The organism is Tenacibaculum sp. IB213877, assembly GCF_034043975.1.
GTDB lineage: Bacteria > Bacteroidota > Bacteroidia > Flavobacteriales > Flavobacteriaceae > Polaribacter.
The window spans coordinates 229,299-251,919 of sequence record NZ_JAXCHH010000001.1 but is presented as its reverse complement, the minus strand read 5'-3'; the positions used below and the strand labels follow the sequence as shown (position 1 = coordinate 251,919).

General features: G+C 31.5%; 16 protein-coding genes and 2 pseudogenes. 10 read left to right on the top strand and 8 right to left on the bottom strand.

Going from position 1 to position 22,621, the window contains the following annotated elements; all coding sequences use genetic code 11:
- Window positions 1-102 precede the first annotated feature (102 nt).
- The 5 genes from SLH33_RS01110 to SLH33_RS01090 all read left to right on the top strand — a co-directional run bounded on the left by SLH33_RS01110 (window position 103) and on the right by SLH33_RS01090 (window position 5,030).
- Window positions 103-1,200 (top strand): hypothetical protein, encoded by a 1,098-nt coding sequence (locus SLH33_RS01110; RefSeq protein WP_320417215.1) that lies wholly within the window; start codon window positions 103-105, stop codon window positions 1,198-1,200.
- Between the two features lie 48 nt (window positions 1,201-1,248).
- Window positions 1,249-3,390, top strand: a complete 2,142-nt coding sequence (locus SLH33_RS01105; protein ID WP_320417214.1) for a hypothetical protein — start codon at window positions 1,249-1,251, stop codon at window positions 3,388-3,390.
- Entirely contained in the window at window positions 3,377-3,673 is a 297-nt protein-coding gene (locus tag SLH33_RS01100) for a hypothetical protein (protein WP_320417213.1), read from the top strand. The genes SLH33_RS01105 and SLH33_RS01100 overlap by 14 nt, the downstream gene beginning before the upstream one ends.
- Window positions 3,674-3,746: 73 nt before the next feature.
- On the top strand, window positions 3,747-4,502 hold the full coding sequence (locus SLH33_RS01095; protein ID WP_320417212.1) for a hypothetical protein: 756 nt from the start codon (window positions 3,747-3,749) through the stop codon (window positions 4,500-4,502).
- Window positions 4,503-4,562: 60 nt separating this feature from the next.
- Entirely contained in the window at window positions 4,563-5,030 is a 468-nt protein-coding gene (locus SLH33_RS01090; protein ID WP_320417211.1) for an SLATT domain-containing protein, read from the top strand.
- 71 nt (window positions 5,031-5,101) lie between these two features.
- Here SLH33_RS01090 and msrA read toward each other — a convergent pair whose 3' ends face one another.
- The 5 genes and pseudogenes from msrA to SLH33_RS01070 form a co-directional block, all read right to left on the bottom strand.
- Window positions 5,102-5,653: a peptide-methionine (S)-S-oxide reductase MsrA gene (gene msrA, locus SLH33_RS01085; RefSeq protein WP_413818252.1), complete on the bottom strand. Its 552-nt coding sequence runs from the start codon at window positions 5,651-5,653 to the stop codon at window positions 5,102-5,104.
- Window positions 5,654-5,849: 196 nt separating this feature from the next.
- Window positions 5,850-6,032: pseudogene (locus SLH33_RS13035) on the bottom strand (T9SS type A sorting domain-containing protein); the annotation flags it as partial.
- Between the two features lie 441 nt (window positions 6,033-6,473).
- Window positions 6,474-6,830, bottom strand: a pseudogene (locus SLH33_RS13030) (thrombospondin type 3 repeat-containing protein); the annotation flags it as partial.
- Between the two features lie 677 nt (window positions 6,831-7,507).
- Window positions 7,508-8,590: an HmuY family protein gene (locus SLH33_RS01075; RefSeq protein ID WP_320417208.1), complete on the bottom strand. Its 1,083-nt coding sequence runs from the start codon at window positions 8,588-8,590 to the stop codon at window positions 7,508-7,510.
- Window positions 8,591-8,602: 12 nt separating this feature from the next.
- Complete coding sequence (locus SLH33_RS01070; protein ID WP_320417207.1) at window positions 8,603-10,732, bottom strand: TonB-dependent receptor plug domain-containing protein; 2,130 nt, start codon at window positions 10,730-10,732, stop codon at window positions 8,603-8,605.
- Between the two features lie 93 nt (window positions 10,733-10,825).
- Between SLH33_RS01070 and SLH33_RS01065 the strand changes: the two genes are divergently transcribed.
- The 5 genes from SLH33_RS01065 to dnaX all read left to right on the top strand — a co-directional run bounded on the left by SLH33_RS01065 (window position 10,826) and on the right by dnaX (window position 17,853).
- A complete protein-coding gene (locus tag SLH33_RS01065; protein WP_320417206.1) occupies window positions 10,826-11,728 on the top strand; it encodes a DUF6607 family protein in 903 nt (300 codons plus the stop codon).
- A 3-nt stretch (window positions 11,729-11,731) separates the two neighbouring features.
- Window positions 11,732-13,225, top strand: a complete 1,494-nt coding sequence (locus tag SLH33_RS01060; protein ID WP_320417205.1) for an ankyrin repeat domain-containing protein — start codon at window positions 11,732-11,734, stop codon at window positions 13,223-13,225.
- Window positions 13,226-13,309: 84 nt separating this feature from the next.
- Complete coding sequence (locus SLH33_RS01055; RefSeq protein ID WP_320417204.1) at window positions 13,310-13,783, top strand: DUF2271 domain-containing protein; 474 nt, start codon at window positions 13,310-13,312, stop codon at window positions 13,781-13,783.
- Window position 13,784: 1 nt separating this feature from the next.
- Window positions 13,785-15,974 carry a PepSY domain-containing protein gene (locus SLH33_RS01050; protein ID WP_320417203.1) on the top strand — a complete coding sequence of 730 codons (2,190 nt, stop codon included), beginning with the start codon at window positions 13,785-13,787 and terminating at the stop codon, window positions 15,972-15,974.
- Between the two features lie 193 nt (window positions 15,975-16,167).
- Window positions 16,168-17,853, top strand: coding sequence for a DNA polymerase III subunit gamma/tau (gene dnaX, locus SLH33_RS01045; RefSeq protein ID WP_320417202.1), 1,686 nt, complete (start codon window positions 16,168-16,170; stop codon window positions 17,851-17,853).
- On the opposite strand, the gene SLH33_RS01040 is transcribed toward dnaX, so the two are convergent.
- Genes SLH33_RS01040 through SLH33_RS01030 form a run of 3 tightly spaced genes read right to left on the bottom strand, consistent with a single transcriptional unit; the run spans window position 17,842 to window position 22,616 of the window.
- Window positions 17,842-19,665 (bottom strand): sodium:proton antiporter, encoded by a 1,824-nt coding sequence (locus SLH33_RS01040; RefSeq protein ID WP_320417201.1) that lies wholly within the window; start codon window positions 19,663-19,665, stop codon window positions 17,842-17,844. The two genes, dnaX and SLH33_RS01040, sit on opposite strands and share 12 nt — an antisense overlap.
- Window positions 19,666-19,724: 59 nt before the next feature.
- Entirely contained in the window at window positions 19,725-22,076 is a 2,352-nt protein-coding gene (gene pbpC, locus SLH33_RS01035) for a penicillin-binding protein 1C (RefSeq protein WP_320417200.1), read from the bottom strand.
- A gap of 21 nt (window positions 22,077-22,097) precedes the next feature.
- Window positions 22,098-22,616, bottom strand: a complete 519-nt coding sequence (locus SLH33_RS01030; RefSeq protein ID WP_320417199.1) for a hypothetical protein — start codon at window positions 22,614-22,616, stop codon at window positions 22,098-22,100.
- Window positions 22,617-22,621: the final 5 nt, after the last annotated feature.

The following is a 22,621-nucleotide window of genomic DNA, read 5'->3' as shown; positions in this document are numbered from 1 at the left end:
TGAAAAACATCTATACTTCTTTTTATTATTAATAATTTTCCTTTTAAATTTTCTATTTGTATAAATAATATTGAAGAATAGTTGTATTAAAAACTAACTATTATGAGAAAAATATTTCTATTCATCATTATTTGTACTTCTTTAAATAATCTTTTTTCACAAACCGAACTTTCTGAAAATGAAACTAGTCAAAAGCTTTTAATCCTTGAAAATCAATTAAACACTATTAAAAGTAAAATTGCTGAAAACAGACTTGACAGCTTATACGTAGAGTTAGGAAAACTTGTTAAAGAAAAAAGTAAACAAAATACTAACACAACAATTATACAAGATAATATTAATAAGATTCAAAAAAAATTACAAGAAAGAGAAGATTTATACACACAGCTCCAAAATGAATTTACTAATATTTCATTACAAATTAAAAACACAACCAATTCAATATCTGGAACAGTAGAAACTCAGATTTCTCAAAAACTAGATGAACTGAAAAATGAATCAATAGAAATTAGAAAAGATTTAACAAGAGATAATTCTATTAAGTTTAAAACTATTTCATTAACCTGGTATGATTTAGGACAACAAATCTTAGCTATTTCTAATACGGCAAAATCAATTTTACTTTTTGATGTTGAAACTGCTAAAAAAGCGAATAACACATGGCAAGAAATTGGAAAATATGCAGGAATTGTTGGTGGAATAGCAGGTGCCGTAATAGCTTCTGACGATGAAAAGGCTGGAATTATGACTTCAGGAATTTCACTTTCTTTCACAACTTTGATAACAACTTTATTTAAGAAAAAAAACAATCAAAAATTAATAGAAAATATTTCAAGAAATGTTGCATTTACAGATGAAATAAACTCATTTTATAAAGTTGCATCAACATTTGGAAACAAAACAAAGATACTTTACGAAGATGTTAAACCTCATCAACATAATAACGATTGGATTCCATCTCTCGAAAATGTAACTGAATTTTACACTTTAATATCTTTAAGAAGAGATTTAACCGTAATTATAAGACAAATGAGGGCTAAAGCACAGCACCTACTTAGCCTATCTGTAACTAATGAAGGAAAAACACAATTGACCCAACTTATAAAGGATTATGATTCTGCCCTCGAATCTTGGGAAGCATCAGAAACAGTCTATTTATCAACGTACAATTATTTATTTAAAGTACTATCTGAAAATTAGAAATAGTAAGCAGCACATAATATTAGGTAAAATATCAAAAATCTAAAAATGAAAATTGACATCCATACACATACAAAAAAATGCAAACAAGGTGATTCTGATAACAGAAATATTAGTCCCGAAAAGTTTGACGAGATAATTAGGCTAACGGATGTCAAAATTTTAGCAATAACAAATCACAACCATTTTGACCTTGCACAATATGATAAAATAAAAACTAAAGTTCAAGATACTTGTCAAATATGGCCTGGTATTGAGTTAGACATTATGGAAAATAATCGTAGAGCACATTTAATTGTTATTCCAAACCCAAAATATGTAACTGGTTTTAATAACAAAGTAAATGAATTACTTACTGACAAGACACCTGACAACTTCAATATTTCTATCGAAGATACAGTAAGCTCGTTTGATGATTTTGAACCTATTTATATCGCACATTATTTTGGCAAAACACCTAATCTACTTGATGAAGGAATTGAGAAATTAGTTAGCTTAGTAAAAAATAAAACAAAAGTTCTTAAGGAGGCTTCAAATGCAATTTCAGCCGGAATTTTTATTAGTCACGGTCATAACTCAATATATGGTTCTGATATCCAGAATTGGGATAACTATCAAGAAATTTCAAAATTATTACCTGACCTTCGCTTGCCTGTAGAATCTTTTGAACAATTCTGTTTACTACTTGAAAAGGACAATGCTACAATCAATACAATTCTCGAAAAGAAAACACCTGAGTCTCTTCAATTAAATGTATTCGGAATTGCTGAATTGATTGAGTTAGACATTTACAATGACATTAATGTACTTTTTGGCTCAAAAGGTACTGGAAAAACTGAGATTCTTAAGTCAATTTCCAAACACTATAATGATATTGGATTTGAAAATAACGTCTATGAATCCAACTCACAAAAACTCGAAGAAGTTTATGACTTGAAAGGTAGAGAGTATGATTCAGAATCAACAACTTTTGGAATAGATAATTGCTACAATGAACTAAGAAGATTGAGAAGTGTAACAGAAAAAAATGTCACAAGTCTTAGTTCGTACCTTAGATACTATTCAGTGGATGAAACTAATCGAATTTCAAGAAATCTAAAATTAAAAAACTACACACAGGAAGATTCTTCTTCACCTGAAAGAGATTTCGAAGAAATCAGAAGATTATATAATAAATTCGAACAGTTTTTAAATTTTATAGAATTTGAACGAACTCTAACTGACATCATTGGAGAGGAACTTATTAGTAAGTTAAATGATATTCTAACAAGAATCAGTTCTAAACTAAAATCTGAATCTCTCGAAAAATTCACTGACTTAAAAAGTATCTCTCTTTTTAATCAAATAATTACTGTATTTGTAGAAGAAATTGCAAGAAAAACAGGACAACCACAAAAACCAATATCAACAGGTTTTAAAGATTATGCTAGTAATCGCATCAAAATTGAAAAGGACTTAATCAAAATAAATCAATGCATTTCTAGTCAAATTCAACCAATGATTGAATACGTTGGTGATTTAGGAGAGAAAGGTGATTTGTACTGTCAAACTAATATTAAAATTCAAAACGGTTCAATAATAGACACGAGTTATCAACCTATTAAAAGAGTTAATAAAAATCCGCAAAGGTTTATAGCAGACAAATTAAGAACTCTTACCAATTATGTATACACCAATTCACTTTTCGAAAAAATAAATGAGTTTAAACAAATAGACAATTCTGATACAATAACTAGTATAAGTGATTTGCTTTTATTTTACCGACATTTCACAATTGATGATGACCAGTACACACCATCAACAGGGGAATCATCTATGGTATTACTTCATAATGAATTAATGGAAGATAAAGAGATTTATCTAATAGATGAGCCTGAGAAAAGCTTGGGTAATGATTATATAAGTAATGTCATCGTTCCTATTCTCAAACAACATGCATTAAGTGGTAAAAAAATAATTATAGTAACACATGATGCTAATATTGCTGTCAGAACTCTTCCATACAATTCTATTTATAGAGAACATGACGCCAGCGGATATTATACATATTTAGGAAATCCGTTTTCTAATAATTTAAAATGTAAAATAGACACAAAAGAAGATTTGGACTGGAAAGAAATAAGTATGAAAACACTTGAAGGCGGAAGAGATGCCTTTGGGGAAAGAGGAAAAATATATGGAAACACATAGAGCTACAATAGATAGAAAAGACGAGAAGACTTCACTTGTTCTACATATTAACAACGAACAATTGGAAATTGAATTAACTGAAGACAAACCAAATGCGGTAAAAAGTGTATTTAATAACTTAATTGCATCTTTAAAGAAAGGTGTGTTTAAATTTGAGTTGGAAGATGAAAAAGAAGACCTCTATTTTCATATTTGTACTGAATATATGGGTCAATTAAATACTGAACTTAGTAGTATTCATCAAGAGCTTGAAGATTATGAATTGATTGATAAAAATGAATAAAAAAGTCCACAGAAAAAACTAAAGCTAGAAAATCTTAACTTCACACCATTATTATCTTTTCCCCTAGCCCAAAATGATAGTTAAAAACCCCAATTTAGATGTTCCTCATGGTAATACCGTAATTTGGCGGTATGTAGGCTTAGATAAGTTTTTAGATCTGCTTACCTCTCAAGAGTTGTTTTTTTCTAACGCTGCAAAAATGTCCGACAAGTACGAAGGACTTATTCCCAAACGCAACCAAGAGTATTTGTTAAAAGCTATTAAAAATAATGGGCTATCGCGTGAAGAAGCTGAACAAGAAAGGCAAGCACGCTTACATAGAATTCATACGTTAAAAGAACTGACCCTACTCAATTGTTGGACGATGAGCCAAAATGAATCCTATGCCTTATGGAAGATCTATTTAGGCGGTGCCAAAGCAGGCGTTGCTATTAGAACCACGGTGGCAAAACTTACTCGCGCTATTAAAAAAGGAAACGATCCTTTTAAAGAGAACATTTACCTATCTAAAGTAAAATACACCGATTTTATTAAAGAAGAACCCGAAAACAGGTTCAACGTCATTACCACCAAAAACAAGTTTTACGATTATGAAAAAGAACTCCGTTTATTTATTTTTCATGAACCTTTGGCAGAGGGTGGTATAAAAACTCCGTATGATCTATTTACCGGTAGAGGCGTAAAAGTTGATTTAAGCGAATTGATAGACGAAATCTATTTGAGTCCGTTTGTAGGTAAATGGTTTGATTCTACTTTTATTGAGGTGTTAGATAAAGTACACCCTAATTTGAGTGAAAAAATTAAAAATTCTGAAATATTAGACCACTAAAACAACTCAAAATCTTTGTTATATTAGCAGTTTTTACATGCTAACTAAACTAACCCTTTTATGAGCTCAACTACATCTAAGTACGAGGTTTTAGAACAAGAAATTTCTGAAATGATTAAAAAAACCACTAGGTGGAGTAAGGAAAACAAACGTAAATCTTTTTACATCTATATCTGTATTTCTATCTCTTCTGTACTTATTACTTTTTTAGTGGCTATTGGTAATGATATACCGGAACATTTACGCTTTGGAGCTAAAATACTTACCTTATTTTTTAGTGGTTTGACCACGGTGTTAGCAGCCTGGGACGGATTTTACAACCACAAACAATTATGGGTGAATTATGGTGAAACCAGAGATTACTTAAAATCTATTCAGTTAAAATTAAAATTATTAGATACGGATAAACGTACGGATGATAATGTTTTAAACGATATTTATAAAGAATATCAAGACCTGTTACATAACAGTAACTCTAAATGGAGAGAGCTACGAATGGAAGAGGTAAATCATACTTCAAAAGAATAAAAAAGTACCGAAAATACATCTTCATTTAAAAACCTATTTTCGATACTCATTCCCTACTCTATAGAAAGTTCCTATTTTTTCTTCAACAACAATGGGCAACTGCGTTTAAAGCGCTCTAACCTAGGCACAGAAACACTTCGCACATACGGGTTGTTAGGGTTGCGTTCTTCAAAGTTTTGATGATACTCTTCGGCTTTATAAAACAGATCAAATTTCTTTACTTCCGTTACAATTTTACCGTTGTACTCTTCTTTGTTTAGCTTATCTATCGTCTTTTTGATAATTTCTTTCTCTTCATCAGTTTGATAGAATGCTATAGAGCGATATTGTGTACCAAAATCAGGATATTGTCCATTGACCGTAGTTGGATCGTGTGATGCAAAAAAGGCATCTACCAATTCTTGAAAACTTACTTTTTTGGAATCGTAATATACTGCCACAGTTTCAGCATGTCCTGTTCTGCCTGTACCAATTTCTTGATAGGTCGGATTTTTTGTATGTCCGCCTGCGTAACCGGAAACTGCCTCCTCTACTCCTTTAATATTTTCATAAATAGCCTCTACACACCAAAAGCATCCGCTGGCAAAATAAGCAACTTTTTTATCGTTTTGTGCATTCATCATAGTTGTAAATAGTACTAATGTTATTACCAAAATTTGTTTCATCTGTAATCATTTTGAACTTTGGTCGATTAAAAATACAAAAACCAACAAAAAAGCCATTTGAATTTCTTCAAACAGCTTCTTTTTACAAAAACTAACAAAATTCAATAATTGCTTATTGAAGGTCTTTATCTCCCGCAGTTGGGTTTTATAATAATTATTCTTTTTTGTAAACCTTTTTACTTTCTCCGTTATTAGTATTAATTATGTAAAGTCCTTCAGGAAGATTATTAATAATTTCTTGCTTTTGTTCTTTACTATTCACAGTTGTTTCTCGGATCTTTGTTCCTTGTAAATTAAATATTTTTATAGAGCCAGGTCTTCCATTAGGATGATGATACTGGAATTGTTTTGTAACAACATTGTTATCTCTGGTTAATTCATCTAAATAATCATAAGTATCTATAGAAAAATGTAGATAATGAATCCCTGACGAGGTGAAAGCACCAGAACCGTTATCTTCATTATTTATTGTAAAACTACCAAATATGTTTTGAGTAGAATTAGAATTTTGATGATCTAAATCATAAGTTATATAAAATGTCCCTACAAATAAAGAATTATTAACGTTAAAAGTTGATGATCTACTTAAATATATATCTAAGGTTCCATTTTGTTGATTTCCTTGATAAAAAGCTGTTCCAATGTTTTTAATTTCCGCTTCAAAATTTATATTATCGAATTTCTGGTACTCATTATCCTCTATATCTGTACTTCCAAAAGTTAAATCAGGTTTTCCTTGTTGAATAGGGCATCCATTATTTGAAGATGAACCCGCTTGGTTTGGGCAGTTATCCTGATAGTTTTGAATTCCATCATTATCGCTATCTCGATTATCTTGAGTGTCACAAGCATCTCCTATTCCATCATTATCTACATCAGATTGACTTGAATTTGAATTAGCTGGACAATTATCTTCATAATTATCTACTCCATCTCCATCGCTGTCTCTATTATCTTGATTATCACATAAATTACCTATTCCATCGTTATCACTATCAGCTTGATTCGAGTTAGAAAAATTTGGACAATTATCACATCCATCTCCAATACCATCATTATCTGAATCTATTTGGTTTGGATTAGATTGATAAGGACAATTATCAATTAAAAAGTCAACACCATCACCATCTGAATCATATCCAGGTCCCGCCCAGTTAGAATATGAAACTTGATCACCTGAAGTTACTTTACGCCTAAAATATATCCCTATTTCATTTGCTGACTGTACTTGTGCAGAATTTAAAACCAAATTAATATTCTCAGCATTATAATAAAGACTTGGTTCTTCTCCAATGGATGCTACAAAAGCTTCCCATTGATAAGCATAACTCCCGTTTCCTCCTAAAGGAGTACTTCCTATAAAAGTGTCAACTCCATTAAATACAATAGTGTTATTTATTAGTTCTAAAACTATTGGCTCTACCCAATTTGAATAGGATATTTGATTTCCAGAAGTAACTCTTCTTCTAAAATAAATACCATATGGGTTTTCTAATGTTCCAAGGTTACTTATAAATAAGTCTTTGTTACTACCTCCAGGAGTATATTCTCCTTCTCCAGTTCCTGCGTCAGATATCCATATTTGCCAAGAATAATTGTAAGTTCCATTTCCTCCAGAAGGTGTACTTCCAATAAATGTGTTAATTCCATCAAAATAAATTGTATTATTAGTGATTGGAGCAACTACATCTTTTTTTAATTCATTAATAATGCAATCTGAAGCTAGACCTTTTTGAGGTGTAACTAAAATTAAAAAAAGGATAGCATATAAAAAGTAATATTTCTTAATCATTATGTAATTATTAATAGTTACTATTTTAATAAGCTATACACAAATTGAGGATAACCACGTTCTCCATTTTCATTTGTTAATGCTAAAAACTGTAATTTGTATAAGTTACCATCAGTATCTGTAATTATATAGAATACATTTGAATTAACCTGACCTGAAAAAACATCTCTCCAGCTGCTACCAATTATAGTCTGATCGTTATATACAAAATTAGTATCAACTACATTATCTAAAGTAAAGCTTTCATAAGTTAAGTCTTCAACCTCAGTGTCAATCAAATAAACTCCTACATTAGATAGTGTATTGTTTATTACAAAATCTGAAAAAGAATAAGCTCCTAAAGTGCCTCCTCCAAAATCTAATATTTTATTTGACACTGTAAAGTTTAAATCCCATTCAGTCTTTTCTGGCTGTACATTAACTTGTACTCCCGTATTAAAGCTAAAGAAAGTAAAATGGTAATCTTCATTTTTAGTAATAACAAATTCTTCATGAGTGGTTGCATCTAAATCGGCATACTGCAACACATAGTTACCACCATCTTTTAAAATTTTAATTTTTTTCCAACCTCTTGCCTCTCCATTTATAATAGTGCTACCTGTAGTAGGGGTTTCGATACCAACTTTATATCCTAAATTTACTATGTAAACGTGGTTTTCAGAATCAATATCTGAAACCTCTTTAATAGCAGTTTCAGCTACACTTCCATTAGGAGAATCTACATAAGAATTAGATCCTGGTACTCCAATACTTACTAAAGGCTGTAAATCTTGTACTTCTTGGTCTGAAGAGCTAACCGCATCAATATCTGTAGCCGTTAATTCACCAGTAGCCATAGCGATTGAACCGTTAATTACTACTCTAAATTCGTTACCTGAGTAAAAACCTAAGTCCCAAGAATCTCTTCTTACTACTGTTGAAGTATTTGTACTTAAATCTACATATACTTGATTTGGTTCATTTGGTCCACCTACTTCAGGTGCAACCGTTGCTCCTTCAATAACAACTTTAATAGGTTCTGAAGGTAAATTATTATCATCACCACAGCTTACAAAAGAAAATACTGTAGCCAATAAAATAAATGTTAAAAACTTGTTTTTCATGATTATTAATTTTTAAAAATTGAGATTATATAATAGTTTTAAATAATAAGATCGTCCGTATCCTAATAAAAGGGTATTTGAGTTAGCTCCATGAGCACCATTACCTGCATTACTAATATTTACATTGGTAACATCAAACAGATTCCTTGCTCCTACAGTAGCTTGTAGCTTGTTACTTAAAAAAGACTTTTTTAATGATACATCTAACCAATTGTATGGAGATGTAGTTGATTTTTGAAATAGTGAATTACCATCTTCATCTGTCCCAGAAGCAATATAGTTTTGTTGTTTTCCGTTATGTTTTAGTAATAGTGTTATTGCTGTATTCCAGTTTTTGACATTATACGTGGTACTTGTATTGATTTGGTATGAATACAGAAAATCGTTTTCGGCATTTACTTCATTATTTACAATTCTTGAAATACCCTGAAGCGTAGCTCCTAAATTGAAAGTCCAATTATCTTTTTTAATGCTATTTTCTGAAGTAATACCCCATAATTTATAAGCATCTATATTTATATATTGATATTGTAATGGTGTAGTGTTAACAATAGCTAAATCTATTTTATCATTAACATCTATATAACTTATTTTAAAAGAGTTTAATAACGAAGTATTGTTAAACCAGCTTCTCTTTTTTAAATTAACAAACGCTGTAAAACCATTTTCTGGATCTAAGTTTTCATTTCCTCTTACATCGTGGTTAGAGTCTACAAAATAGTAATAAAGTTCCTCAAAATTCGGAGTTCTATATGAGGTTCCAATATTACCTCTAAGCTCAAAACCTTTTTTCATTAAATATCTGGCACTAAAAGAACCTAAAAACTTTGAATAGAATAATGAATTGTATTCATATCTCACTCCTGGACGTACCATAAACCTATCAGAAAAATTTATTTCTGATGAACCAAATAAAGCATAGTTCCCTTGGTTTCTTTCCTTATCTTGTTGTGTTATACTTCCTGAAGCTTGTGTATCAAAACCACTTATATAACGTGTCTCATATCCCAGTTGAAAATTATAAGTATCGCTTTTAGTTAAATTACTTACTGCCCCTTTTGAAAAGAAAACTTTGCTTGATTGATAAATTTCATCTGTTTCATTAGACTTTTGACCACTTAAAATGTAATAATTGAACTCATTTAAATACCGTTTTTGTGTTTGATAAGACAATGAAACATTATAGTTTGCACCTGAAGTGAAGTTTCCGTTAATATTAAGGTTATTTATAAACCTATTTGTTGTAAATATTCTATCTGTAGCAGATGGGTTACTGGTTTGAGATTCTGTATCAATATTTGCTCTTACACTAGCATCATAATAATTCACATCTTCATTAAAATAATCAAACTTATAATTTAGTGTAAAATTCTTTTTCCTATAATGTAATAATCCATTTGTCGTTAATTGATTTTTAGGTAACCAACTATACCCTCTTAAACCATCGTTTTCATAATAATCTCTACCTTTTCTATTGTCATAGAAACCAGCAAATTGATTTCTGTTAAATCCAATTCTACCAAACCAATTACTAGAAAAGTTATGTGCTATATTAATACTTTGAATATGTCTTCCTTCATCAAAAAAAGCGTATTCATCACTCACCGTTTCTTCTTGTAACGAAGCTTTAATACTCCATTCATCTTTTGTTGTTTTTTTAGTAATAATGTTTATTACCCCAGATACCGCATTGGCACCATACTCCACCCCCATGGCTCCTTCAACAATTTCAATACGCTCTACGTCATCAAGATTAATTTGAGTTAAGTCAATATTATTTCCCAAACCATTGTCACTTACTAACGGAATGTTATCTATTAAAATATTAAAGTATTGAGCATCCAATCCAAAGAAAGAAATTGTTGATTTTCCAGATTGTGAACTTGGTATTACAGTAAGGTTTAAATTATAGTTTAGTAAATCAGCTAAATTATTAGCTGCTTGATTTTCAATTTGCTCTCTTTTAATAACAATTACATTATGAACAGATTTTTTTATGGATTGTGGATTATACTGACCAGTAACCACCACTTCATCTAATTTATTATTGGGAATACTGTCTTTTTCCTCTTTTATATCTTGAGAAAAACAGTGAATTGAGATTAATAAAAACAGAAAAATAATTTTCTTATTTAGAAACATTCTTAATAATTTTGATGCAAATATATAAGTTATTTTTAATCAATCTAAATAAATTTTATATTTTTGCTTAAAATTAAAATCAATACAAAAACAATGAGAACACTACTAATAGCAAGCTTAATTTTACTATCTTCTATATCAGTAAATTCGCAAAGTAAAAAGGCAAAAGACAAAACTGCCATTAAAAATATGTGTGGTTGTTACGAAGTAACTTTCAACTTTGCAGAAACATTTAACTACAGTAAAGATTCTTTATACAAAGCATCAGAAACCAAAGTGGCTAAAGGTTTAGAATGGGCACAATTGGTTGAAGATGGTAAAGACAAAATATCTATTCAGCACTTATTACAAGTAGGGAATCCTGCAAAACCACACATTGTAAAGCACTGGCGTCAAGACTGGATCTATGAAAATCAAGATTTTTATATGTTCAATGGAGATAACAACTGGATTTACGTGAACAAACCAAAATCTGAAGTTAAAAAACAATGGACTCAAAAAGTATTTCAGGTAGATGACAGTCCGCGTTATGAAGGTTCTGGAACTTGGGTGCATGTTGATGGAAAAAGCTACTGGGAAAACACTACCGATGCTCCATTACCACGAAGAGAGTACACTAAAAGAAGTGATTACAACGTAACCGAAAGAGGAAATCGTCATGAAATTACAAGCTACGGTTGGTTACACGACCAAGACAATAAAAAAATTGTCAGAAAAGCTGGTGAAGAAGACTTTGTGTTAGCGCACGAAAAAGGATATAACACTTATGTTAAGGTTGACGATTCTAAATGTCAAGCAGCTCAAGATTGGTGGGTTAAAAATGCTGGCAAATGGCAGTTAGTAAGAAACAAATGGGATGAAGTTTTTAATAAAAAAACAAATCTAACTCTTGCTAAAAAAGTGGACAACAAGGTTTTATTCAAGCATTTATTTTCTGATGAAATTGACAATGCAGAAGAAATCAATGAAGTGATTGAATCTTTTGTAAAGAAGTAACTCATGAAAGATATAATGAAATCAATTCTTCTTACTTGCTTCTTAGCTTTTTCTTTATTGCTAAACGCGCAAACTAAAAACATTTTTTTAGATAGAGCCTTTTGGAAGAACAATCCAACAATTGAGCAAGTTGAACAAAAAATTTCCGAAGGAAACAGTGCTACTGCTCTCAACAGATTTGGCTTTGACGCTGTGGTATATGCCCTTTTAGAAAATGCAGATGAACATGTTATTAAACATTTACTCACCAAAAAAGGAAATGATGTTAATAAGTTAACGCACGACGGAAGAACCTATATTTTTTGGGCAGCCTACAAAAATAACATGCCTATTGTAAAGTATTTATTAGCAAACGGAGCAAAAACAGATGTTATTGATGATAAAGGGTATACAATCTTAAATTTTACCGCTGTTGCTGGTATTGAAAACCCAAAATTGTATGATCTACTAATTGAAAACGGAGCAGATGTTTCAAAAGATAAAACTCCAAAAGGTGCTAATGCTTTATTACTAATTGTTCCTAATCTATCAGATTTTGCTATGGTAGACTATTTTACGGCTAAAGGTTTAGATTTATTTTCTACTGATAATGATGGTAATGGAGCTTTTAACTATACCGCTCAAAAAGGAAATAAAACAATGTTGGAATTGCTTATTAAAAAAGGAATTCCGTACAAAAGCCTAAATAAAAATGGCGGAAATGCTATGTTATTTGCCACAAGAGGTTCTAGACGTGGTTATAACTCGTTAGCGTTCTTTAAATATCTAGAAAGTGTAGGAATTAACCCAAATATTACCAATAAAGAAGGGATAACTCCTTTACATAACCTAGCCTATTCTAATAAAGACATTGCTTCTTTTGAATATTTCATTAGTAAAGGTGTAGATGTGAATCAAGCAGATAAAGAAGGAAATACTGCTTTATTGAACGCAGTTTCCCGAAATTCTTTAGAAGTGATAAAACTATTAGCTTCAAAAACAAAAAACATTAACCATACCAATAAAAGTGGACATTCGGCACTTACTAAATCGTTAAGAAACAAACCTGAAATTGTTGGTTTCTTACTTCAAAATAAGGCTGATGTTTCTCTTGTTGATGCAAAAGGAAATGACTTGAGTTATCATTTATTCAACACTTTTAATCCGAAAGATAAAGAAGCTTTTCAACAAAAGTTAAACGCTTTAACAACAAAAGGATTAAAGGTTAGCAATGCACAAAAAGACGGATCAACCTTATATCATTTAGCCGTTGAAAAAAACAGCTTACCGATGATGGATTTCATTAAAAAGTATAAATTTGATGTGAATGCTAAAAATTCAGAGGGATTAACAGCTTTACAAAAAGCAGTTATGACCGCTAAAGATCATCAATTAATAAAGTATTTGATTGCCGAGGGAGCCAAAAAAGATATCAAAACAGATTTTGGCGAAACTCTTTTTGATCTGGCAAAAGAAAACGAAGCATTAAAAAATTCAGATATTAGTTATTTAAAATAGTAAAAGTGTCATTCCCGCCTTCGCGGGAATGACACAAAAAACCAATATAAATAAGATACCTGTTTTCACAGGAATGACAAAAAGATGAAAAAAATTATTTCTATACTAATAGTAGCATTTAGCATAATGGCTTTTACTACGTCAACTAGTAAAAAATATAAGTGCATGATCCAAATGAAAAACTATACCGGTGAAGGCGCTTATGTGGTTATTTCTTTATTAAATCCGCAAGGAGAATATGAAAAAACATTATATGTACAAGGAGATGATGAAGAATGGTATCATGATATTACCGAGTGGTGGAACTTTCATGGAAAAGTACGTTCAGATATTGATGCTATAACCGGTGAAACCATTAGCGGTGGTAATAGAGCAATCAGCCTTATTGAAATTGAAGATGATAAAATTGACGCTGGTTACAAAATCCGTTTTGAAACTGCTGTTGAAGATCAAGAATATTATGAAAATGATGTGGAATTTGAATTGACATCAGAAAGTGTAAAAAGTAAAATTGAAGGGAAAGGCTTTATCCGTTATATACGTTTGATGCCACAATAGTATGAAAACTACACTATCTATTTGGAGGTATAGCCACCTAACCATGGCTATATCTTCTTCCCTTTTTATTATTATAGCTTCTATAACCGGAATTATTTTAGCATTTGAACCTATTTCAAATCAGCTAAAACCCTACGCTATTCACAATTCTGCTAATATTACATTGGCAACAACTATTTCTTCTTTAAAAAATGAATATGATGAAGTAATTACCTTAAAAGTTGATGATCATAACTTTATTGAAGCTTCAGTTTTTACCAAAGAAGGAAAAAGTGACACCTTTTATATAAACCCAACAACAGGTAAAAAAATAGCTTCTTTAGAGGATAGAAATCCTATTTTTAGTTGGACTACCAATTTTCATCGTTCTCTATTTTTAAAATCTACCGGACGTTTTTTAGTCGGATTTTTCTCTTTCCTCCTCTTTTTAATAGCTGTGACAGGTAGTATTTTAGTGATTAAAAGACAAGGAGGAATTACCAAGTTTTTTACAAAGGTAATTAAAGAAGACATCAATCAGTATTACCATGTTCTTTTGGGTAGATATACACTTATACCCATTGTTATTATAACACTAACGGGCGTATTTTTATCGCTTGGAAAGTTTTCTTTACTTCCAGAGAATAAAATTTCTCATAATTTCAATCTTCCTGAAACTAAAACTAACAAAAACATTTCTATTGCTGATTTCAGTATATTCAAAAACACAAAGCTTAATGAACTAACCAGTTTAGAGTTTCCTTTTTCTGATGATGAAGAAGATTTCTTCTTTTTAAAATTGAAAAACAAAGAAATGTATATTCATCAGTATACTGGAGATATTATCAGTAGTCAAAACTTTTCTTGGACTCAAATATTAACCCATTATAGCTTGATTTTACATACTGGTAAAGGAACTATTCTATGGTCGGTAATTTTAATGTTTTCGTCATTTAGCATATTGTTTTTTGTCTATTCTGGTTTTGCTATCACAATCAACAGAAGACAAAAAAACAGCTTACTTAAAAACAAATACAATAAGAATGCTGCGGAATATATTTTACTTGTTGGCTCAGAAACAGGTAGCACTTTTAGTTTTGCAAATTCTTTGTTTAATGCCTTACTAAAAGCTAAAAAAACAGTTTTTATTGATAGTTTGAACAATTATTCTAACTATGGTAATGCAAAACATTTAGTTGTACTTACATCTACCTATGGTGATGGTACTGCCCCAGCAAACGCTAATAATTTTTTAACCACACTAAAAAACACTCAACAATCCAACTCAATTGAGTACTCTGTAATTGGATTTGGATCTTTAGCCTACACTAATTATTGCAAATTTGCCACCGATGTTGATTTAGCCTTACATAAACTTTTTAGTTTTAAGCGCGCTCTTCCTATTTATAAAATCAACAATCAATCATTCACCGATTTTAAACAATGGGGAATACTTTGGGGAAAGAAAAACGGTATTGAACTAGAACTCAAACAAAAACTACAAAAACAAACAAAACAGCAACTTTTTACCGTTGTAGAAAAAACACAACTAAATACTGATGATTCTTTTTTAATCAAATTAAAACCTCACAAACAAACTAAATTTTTATCGGGAGATTTATTAGCAATAACACCCAAAGAAGATAACCTACCTCGCCTCTATTCTATTGGAAAAATAGATAATTGTATTCTGTTAAGTATAAAAAAATACAGTCACGGAATTTGTTCAAGCTATCTAAACCAATTAGAAATTAATAGTACTGTGCTGGCTACAATACAAGCGAATACTTCCTTTCATTTTCCAAAAAAATCAAAAGAGGTGGTTTTAATTGCTAACGGTACCGGAATTGCTCCTTTCTTAGGAATGATACATGAAAAAGACACTGCTGTTAAAACACATCTGTTTTGGGGAGGAAGAACAAAAGCTTCTGCCGAAATGTATTCAAAACATCTATTAAAAGCTTCTGAAAACAAGCAATTAACAAGCCTATATATAGCCTATTCTCAAGAACAAAAAGAAAAAATGTATGTGCAAGATTTACTTGTAAAACAAGAAAACATCATTGCTTCAGCACTAAAAAACAAAGGAACCATTATGATTTGTGGTTCAGTTGCTATGATGAATGATGTAATAAAAGTATTAGAAAAAATAAGTTTAGAAAAGTTGAAGAAACCACTAAACTTTACTCAAATAAAAACAGACTGTTATTAATTAAATAACACGAAAACGATAAATTATAATTTTTGAAGTTGTAATTGTTTATTTGTTTGCAAGCTCCTTGTTTTCAATTATGTGAAAGCAGGGAGTTTTTCATTTTGTTTAAAACTTAGCAAATTAGTTCAAAACTTTGTTTGTATGTAGCCTTGGTGTTTGTTACTTTTGCTTGAGTAAACAGGAGTAAAACATGGAGCATTTTATAGTATCGGCACGTAAATATCGCCCTCAAAATTTTGAGGACGTGGTTGGGCAACAAGCCATAACCAATACGTTAGAAAATGCTATAAAAAACAACCACTTAGCTCAAGCTTTATTGTTTACAGGTCCGCGTGGTGTAGGTAAAACTTCTTGCGCACGTATTTTAGCGAAACGTATCAACCAAGAAGATGCTACTACCGATGATGAAGATTTTGCGTTTAATATTTTTGAATTAGATGCCGCTTCCAATAACTCGGTAGATGATATTCGTAATCTTACAGATCAGGTTCGTATACCACCACAAACAGGAAAATACAAAGTGTATATCATTGATGAGGTACACATGTTATCGCAAGCAGCTTTTAATGCTTTTTTAAAGACTTTAGAAGAACCACCTGCGCATGCTATTTTCATCTTAGCAACTACAGAAAAACATAAAATCATTCCAACGATTTTATCTCGTTGTCAAATATTCGATTTTAAACGAATTAGTGTTTTAGATGCTAAAAATTATCTGAAAACTATTTGTGAAAAGGAAAATATTACTGCGGATGATGACGCGTTGCATATTATTGCTCAAAAAGCAGATGGAGCGATGCGTGATGCGCTTTCTATTTTTGATAGAGTTGTTAGTTTCTCCGGAAACAACTTAACTCGCGAAGCAGTTACGCAAAACCTAAATGTGTTAGACTACGATGTGTATTTTAACATGACGGATTTGTTACTCGAAAACAAAATTCCGGAAGTATTAATGGCTTTTAACGATGTTCTTTCGAAAGGTTTTGAAGGACATCATTTTATAAGCGGATTAGCTTCTCATTTTAGAGATTTATTGGTTGCAAAAGACCAAGCAACGGTTGCACTGCTTGAGGTTGGTGATAATACCAAGAAAAAGTATTTAGAACAAGCCGCTAAAGCAACTATGCAGTTTTTACTGCCTGCCATTGATAAAGCCAATGATTGTGATTTGAAATATAGAGCAAGTAAAAATCAACGATTATTAGTTGAACTTACATTGATGCAAATTGCCTCTATCACTTTTGATGGAGCAAAAAAAAAATCTAGCAACTACATAATTCCAGCTACCTTTTTCACATCTTTAGCTCCCGCAGTTACAAAAAATGTAAAACCAAAGATTCAAAAAACAGCTCCCACAAAACCTGCTGTAGAAACGCCAATTAAAGAGTCTGAAGTTCCATCTATCAAAAATATTAAAAGAAGAACATCGGCATTTTCTTTAAAGAGTATTCAACAGAAAAAAGAAATGAAAAATATTGCTGTTGAAGAAGAAAACTATGATAACCATCCTAGAACTCCTTTTACACAAGAGCAATTAGCTGAAGCCTGGAAAAAATATTATTATCATTTACAAAAATTAGGAGAAAAAAATATTGCCTCTATTTTAATTGCAGGCGAGCCTGTGTTGATTGATGGCTTTTTGGTAAAATTAGCCTTACCCAATAAACTGATGAAAAATCAGCTAAAAAAGGATAAGCATAAATTACATAAATTCTTACGTGAAAAGCTTAACAACTACGGAATAAACGTTAAAATTGAGGTGAGTGAAACCGTAGAGAAAAAGTTTGTGTACACTCCACAAGAAAAATACGAAAAGCTTAAAGAGAAAAATCCACTAATTGAAAAGTTAAAAAATACCTTTGGTTTAGAAATCTAATTGTTTTCCTAAATATACAATTAATCCATTCTCAATTTTTTTAACCTGACTTTCAAACTCCGTAATTAAGAAAATTTCGTTAGCACTATTTTTCACCAATATAGGAACAGATTTTAACTCCTCGTGTAATTTAGTTATTTTCTTTTTGTACTCATTCATTGAAGTAATAGGAGTTTCATGAATTTCTGGATAGTCTCTTACAGTTTCCATTAAATTAATGTAATCATCTTTTACTGTGAATAACTGTGTTAACTCGTCATATTCCTCTGTAATTACTTCTTGTGAGCTTGCTAATCTATATGCTCCTTGTTCTCCAAAAATTGATGAGAAATTTGAAAGAGCGTATTTATTAACTGCGTCACTACCTGTCATTGCAATTAAATAACCAACATCATTCAACTCAATATTATCGGTGAGCTCATCATCATAAATATTAACATCAAAAGCTTCAAAACCTGCCTTTTTTGCATTTTCAACAGCTTCATTGTTAGAGTCTATCAATACTACTCTCCTATTGTTTTCTTTTAAATAATTTGCAATTAATTTTCCTACTGTATTAGCACCTATAATCATGATAGCATTAGATCTTTTCAAGAAAACGCCTATAACCTGAGCAAACAAACGTGCTGTAGTGGCATTTAATAAAACCGTACCCAGTACAATCATAAAAACTAAAGGGGTAATATATTCAGCTCCTGGTATGCCTTGTCTAAGCAATTTAGAACCAAAAAGAGATGCTATACCAGCAGCTACAATACCTCTTGGTCCAACCCAACTAATAAACATTTTTTCGTTGGTTTTTAAGTTTGAATTGTGTGTACTTAAAAACACCGATATAGGGCGTATGATAAATACTACAGAAGCAAATAATACTAACGATTTCCAATCATACAGCAACATTAAGTCTTTCATATCAATATTAGCCGCTAAGAGGATAAATAAGATAGAAATTAATAAAACACTTAATGATTCTTTGAAATAGAGAATTTCATTTAAGTTCTTAAGCTTACTATTACCTAATACCATTCCCATTACCACTACTGCTAGTAAGCCTGATTCATGCGCAAAAAGATCGGACTCTACAAAAACCAATAAAACTGTAGATAATGAAACTACATTTAATAAGTAATGTGGCACCCATTTTCTGTTGATAATAAATATTAAAGCGTGAGCAAATGTAAATCCGAAAGTAGTACCAAAAAGTAAAATTTTAACAAACTCAATTAAAGCCGTTTGTGTAAATCCACTACCGCCACCAACACTAATAAACTCAAATACCAATACCGCTACTAAAGCTCCAATAGGATCTATTAAAATACCTTCCCATTTAAGTACAGCAGACACGTCTTTTTTAAGCGGAATATTTCGTAAAATTGGAGTTATTACTGTTGGTCCAGTAACAATAATTAATGCTGAAAATAAAAACGATAACTCCCAGTTTAAGTTAAAAGTATAATGCGCTACGATACCTGCTCCAAAAAAAGTAACAACAGAACCCAAAGTAATTAATTTAGTAATTACAGGACCTACATTCTTTATTTCTCCTCTACGTAAAGTTAAACCTCCTTCAAAAAGAATGATACTAATGGCAAGTGAAACAAAATAATATAGCCCTTCACCTGGAAAAAGTCCTTTCTCTCCATTCCAAATAGGTTCTATAAGTTTGCTACCATCTTCTGTAAAAAATTCAGCAGCAATAGGCCCTACTAAAAGTCCAATTAAGATCAGCGGTAAAATTGCCGGCAGTTTAAGTCTCCAAGCTACCCATTGTGCTAAAATTCCTAAAATAATAATACCCGCTAATTCTACCATATTTTTTGTTTAAAAAGCTAAAAATACTGAATTTAATATAAAATCAAATTTATTATTCCTTAATTTTTCACCTCTAAAAACCTAATTACTTCATTACCAAAATCATCAACTACAGTTACTTTATAAATTCCTGTTTTAGGTTGTACCGATAACTCGTGATAATTTTGAGTTGATTGGATAAATTCATCGTTCAAATACCAGAAAATAGTAGCATTTTGATTGGTATGTGTGAGTTTTAAAATAATGCTACTCTGTTGACCACTAATATCTTTGGTAAGAGAAATAGTGGATTTATATTTCGTCGGAAAAATAAAATCCATTTTGTTAGATGACAACTCATTACAATCACTCCTGAAGTTAGGTAAAGGTCGATAATCAGAATTGTTCTGCTGGTAATACAATGCCATTAACGGAGGTAAGACAAACCAAGGTTTGGATTTGATTGCTGAAACAGGCTCACAATTAGAACTGACTCTAAACTGCTCATTTTTATCTACTTGCACCAATTGATGATACGGACATGATTTACCACGAATGCCATTTTTAGGAATGCGTTTTACTTCACTTTCGCATATAGGCAACGCTAAACAACCGCTTTTTTTGCAAATCTTCTCTTCAATCAAATCTTCATAAGGCTCTAAAAACCAATCCGATTTTGGCAATACATCAAACACATCAAATAGTAACGGAGCAGCACATCCCACTCCTGTCAAATCAGGTCTTCCCTCTCCATCTGAGTTCCCTATCCACACTCCTACCGTATATTTCGGTGTTGTACCAATGGCCCAAGCATCTTTGTTTCCAAAACTAGTTCCGGTTTTCCATGCTATTTTTTGTGAAGAATCGTAATATTTCCATGCTTGGTCGGTTTCCGGTCTGTTAACTTCTGTGAGTGTTTGTAAGGTGGTATACGCTGAACCTGCATCTATTGTTTGAAAATCTTTTCGGAGTTTACCAAAATCAATTTTATCTTCCTTTTTAAAAATAGGATCTACAAATTCATATTGGTAATATTGATACTTTGAACTGTCAAAATGATTAACAATTCCCGCATAACCAGCAAAGGTTTTACACAAATCCCATAAACTGGCTTCTGCTCCTCCTAAAATAAGTGACAACCCATAATAATCTGCCGATTTAGTGATGTTTTTTATATTATAATCTTGTAAATCACTTCTAAATTTTTCCAGTCCGTAACGCTGTAACATTCGTACTGCGGGAATGTTCAACGAGCGTGTTAATGCTTGATTTGCGGGTACTGCTCCGTCAAAGGTTAGATTGAAGTTTTTTGGGGAATATCCAGCGATTTCCGTAGGAACATCAGCAACCAATTGTGTGGGTAACAAATCTCCCGACTGTAACATTTGTGCGTATAACAGTGGTTTTAGCACACTCCCCGTACTTCTGGCTGAAATCACATTATCTACATGTTTATGGTGTAACGTATCCGTAGGTGCATTTCCAACATAGGCTAAAACTTTACGAGATTCTACATCTAATACTAAAACAGCTAAATTGTAAACTTCGTTTTGCTTTTGACGCTCATAATGGCGTTTTGCTAAATAATTTACCTGACGCTGTACATGTACATCAATAGTAGAATGAATTCGCTCTCCCCTATGTTTCTGTCCTAAATGTTGTACAAAATGGGGTGCCGTTTGTGGCAGCGGATAAGGTTTTTGAGGTAATTCCTCCTCAATCGCCAACTCATACGTTAACTGATCTATTATTTTTTTATCAAAGAGTTTTTTGAGTAATCGATTTCTTTTTTGTTTGAGTCTTTGCTGATTCTTCCCTGGATAGATCAACGATGGAGCATTCGGCAACACTGCCAACGTAGCACTTTCTGCCCATGAAAGTTGATGTGGTTGCAACCCAAAATATCGCCACGATGCCATTTCTAATCCCACTACATTTCCGCCAAAAGGCGCATGAGAAGCATATAGATTTAATATCTTTTTCTTTGAATATCGAAACTCCAATCGGGTAGCTAACACCAATTCTTTTAGCTTCTCGAAATAGGAACGTTGTTGATTTTTGCGAGACAGACGAATAACTTGTTGTGTAAGTGTGCTCCCGCCTCTTACCACTTTTTTAGCTTTGATATTCTCCACCATTGCTTTTCCTATGGAAATAGGATTAAACCCTAAATGGTAATAAAAATGAGCGTCTTCAAACTGTAAAATACAATGTTCAAATTTGGTAGGAACCGAATCTAACTCAGGGAAACGCCACTGACCATCCTCAGCAATAATAGCTCCCAACAATTCATTATTACTGGCTGTAACGACTGTAGATGTTGGATTTTTAAAAAGTTGTTTGGGTAAGCATAAGTAATAGATAGTTAGCAAAAAACAAAGAATTACAACCTTTATTTTATGATTGACTAAAAAGTTAGAAACTCTTTGCATTTGCTATATTTTTTCAAAAATCTATTTTGCTTTCATTTTTTGATACAGCGTATTTCCTAAAATAAAGAACATCAACGCAAAGAAACCAATCGATAAATAACGAAACAGGTTTCTTTGATTTTGAAATACTTCAGCAGATTCTTCATAAGGTAAAAGCACTTCTTTATCATCCGACACTTGATACAAAGCATGTGTTTTTCTAAAAAGTCCTGCTTTTTCGCTTATCATAAGAGTGTAGTTTTCAGTTTTTTGTTTTATCCTTAAAAAATACTCATTACTACCAAGAATATTCAGACACTTCTTTTTATCAAGCTCGATACTTTTTATTTCTGTACCTTCATACCAAGCCGATAAATAGCTTTTATCTGATCTTTTTTTAAGCATACACTGCAAACTATCCGAAGGAATAGTTACCGTTTGCAAAGAGCTTTTTTCAGGCACTTTAAACGGAACGAAAAACAGAAAATAAACCGCTAATATTGAATACACTATAAATAATAACGATCCTTTAACAAGTGCTTGTAGGGGAATTTTTTTCATTTGAA

Coding starts and splice junctions, on each gene's coding strand:
- SLH33_RS01110 (WP_320417215.1), top strand. CDS start 103: ATGAGAAAAATATTTCTATTCATCATTATTTGTACTTCTTTAAATAAT.
- SLH33_RS01105 (WP_320417214.1), top strand. CDS start 1,249: ATGAAAATTGACATCCATACACATACAAAAAAATGCAAACAAGGTGAT.
- SLH33_RS01100 (WP_320417213.1), top strand. CDS start 3,377: ATGGAAACACATAGAGCTACAATAGATAGAAAAGACGAGAAGACTTCA.
- SLH33_RS01095 (WP_320417212.1), top strand. CDS start 3,747: ATGATAGTTAAAAACCCCAATTTAGATGTTCCTCATGGTAATACCGTA.
- SLH33_RS01090 (WP_320417211.1), top strand. CDS start 4,563: ATGAGCTCAACTACATCTAAGTACGAGGTTTTAGAACAAGAAATTTCT.
- msrA (WP_413818252.1), bottom strand. CDS start 5,653: ATGATGAATGCACAAAACGATAAAAAAGTTGCTTATTTTGCCAGCGGA.
- SLH33_RS01075 (WP_320417208.1), bottom strand. CDS start 8,590: ATGAAAAACAAGTTTTTAACATTTATTTTATTGGCTACAGTATTTTCT.
- SLH33_RS01070 (WP_320417207.1), bottom strand. CDS start 10,732: ATGTTTCTAAATAAGAAAATTATTTTTCTGTTTTTATTAATCTCAATT.
- SLH33_RS01065 (WP_320417206.1), top strand. CDS start 10,826: ATGAGAACACTACTAATAGCAAGCTTAATTTTACTATCTTCTATATCA.
- SLH33_RS01060 (WP_320417205.1), top strand. CDS start 11,732: ATGAAAGATATAATGAAATCAATTCTTCTTACTTGCTTCTTAGCTTTT.
- SLH33_RS01055 (WP_320417204.1), top strand. CDS start 13,310: ATGAAAAAAATTATTTCTATACTAATAGTAGCATTTAGCATAATGGCT.
- SLH33_RS01050 (WP_320417203.1), top strand. CDS start 13,785: ATGAAAACTACACTATCTATTTGGAGGTATAGCCACCTAACCATGGCT.
- dnaX (WP_320417202.1), top strand. CDS start 16,168: ATGGAGCATTTTATAGTATCGGCACGTAAATATCGCCCTCAAAATTTT.
- SLH33_RS01040 (WP_320417201.1), bottom strand. CDS start 19,665: ATGGTAGAATTAGCGGGTATTATTATTTTAGGAATTTTAGCACAATGG.
- pbpC (WP_320417200.1), bottom strand. CDS start 22,076: ATGCAAAGAGTTTCTAACTTTTTAGTCAATCATAAAATAAAGGTTGTA.
- SLH33_RS01030 (WP_320417199.1), bottom strand. CDS start 22,616: ATGAAAAAAATTCCCCTACAAGCACTTGTTAAAGGATCGTTATTATTT.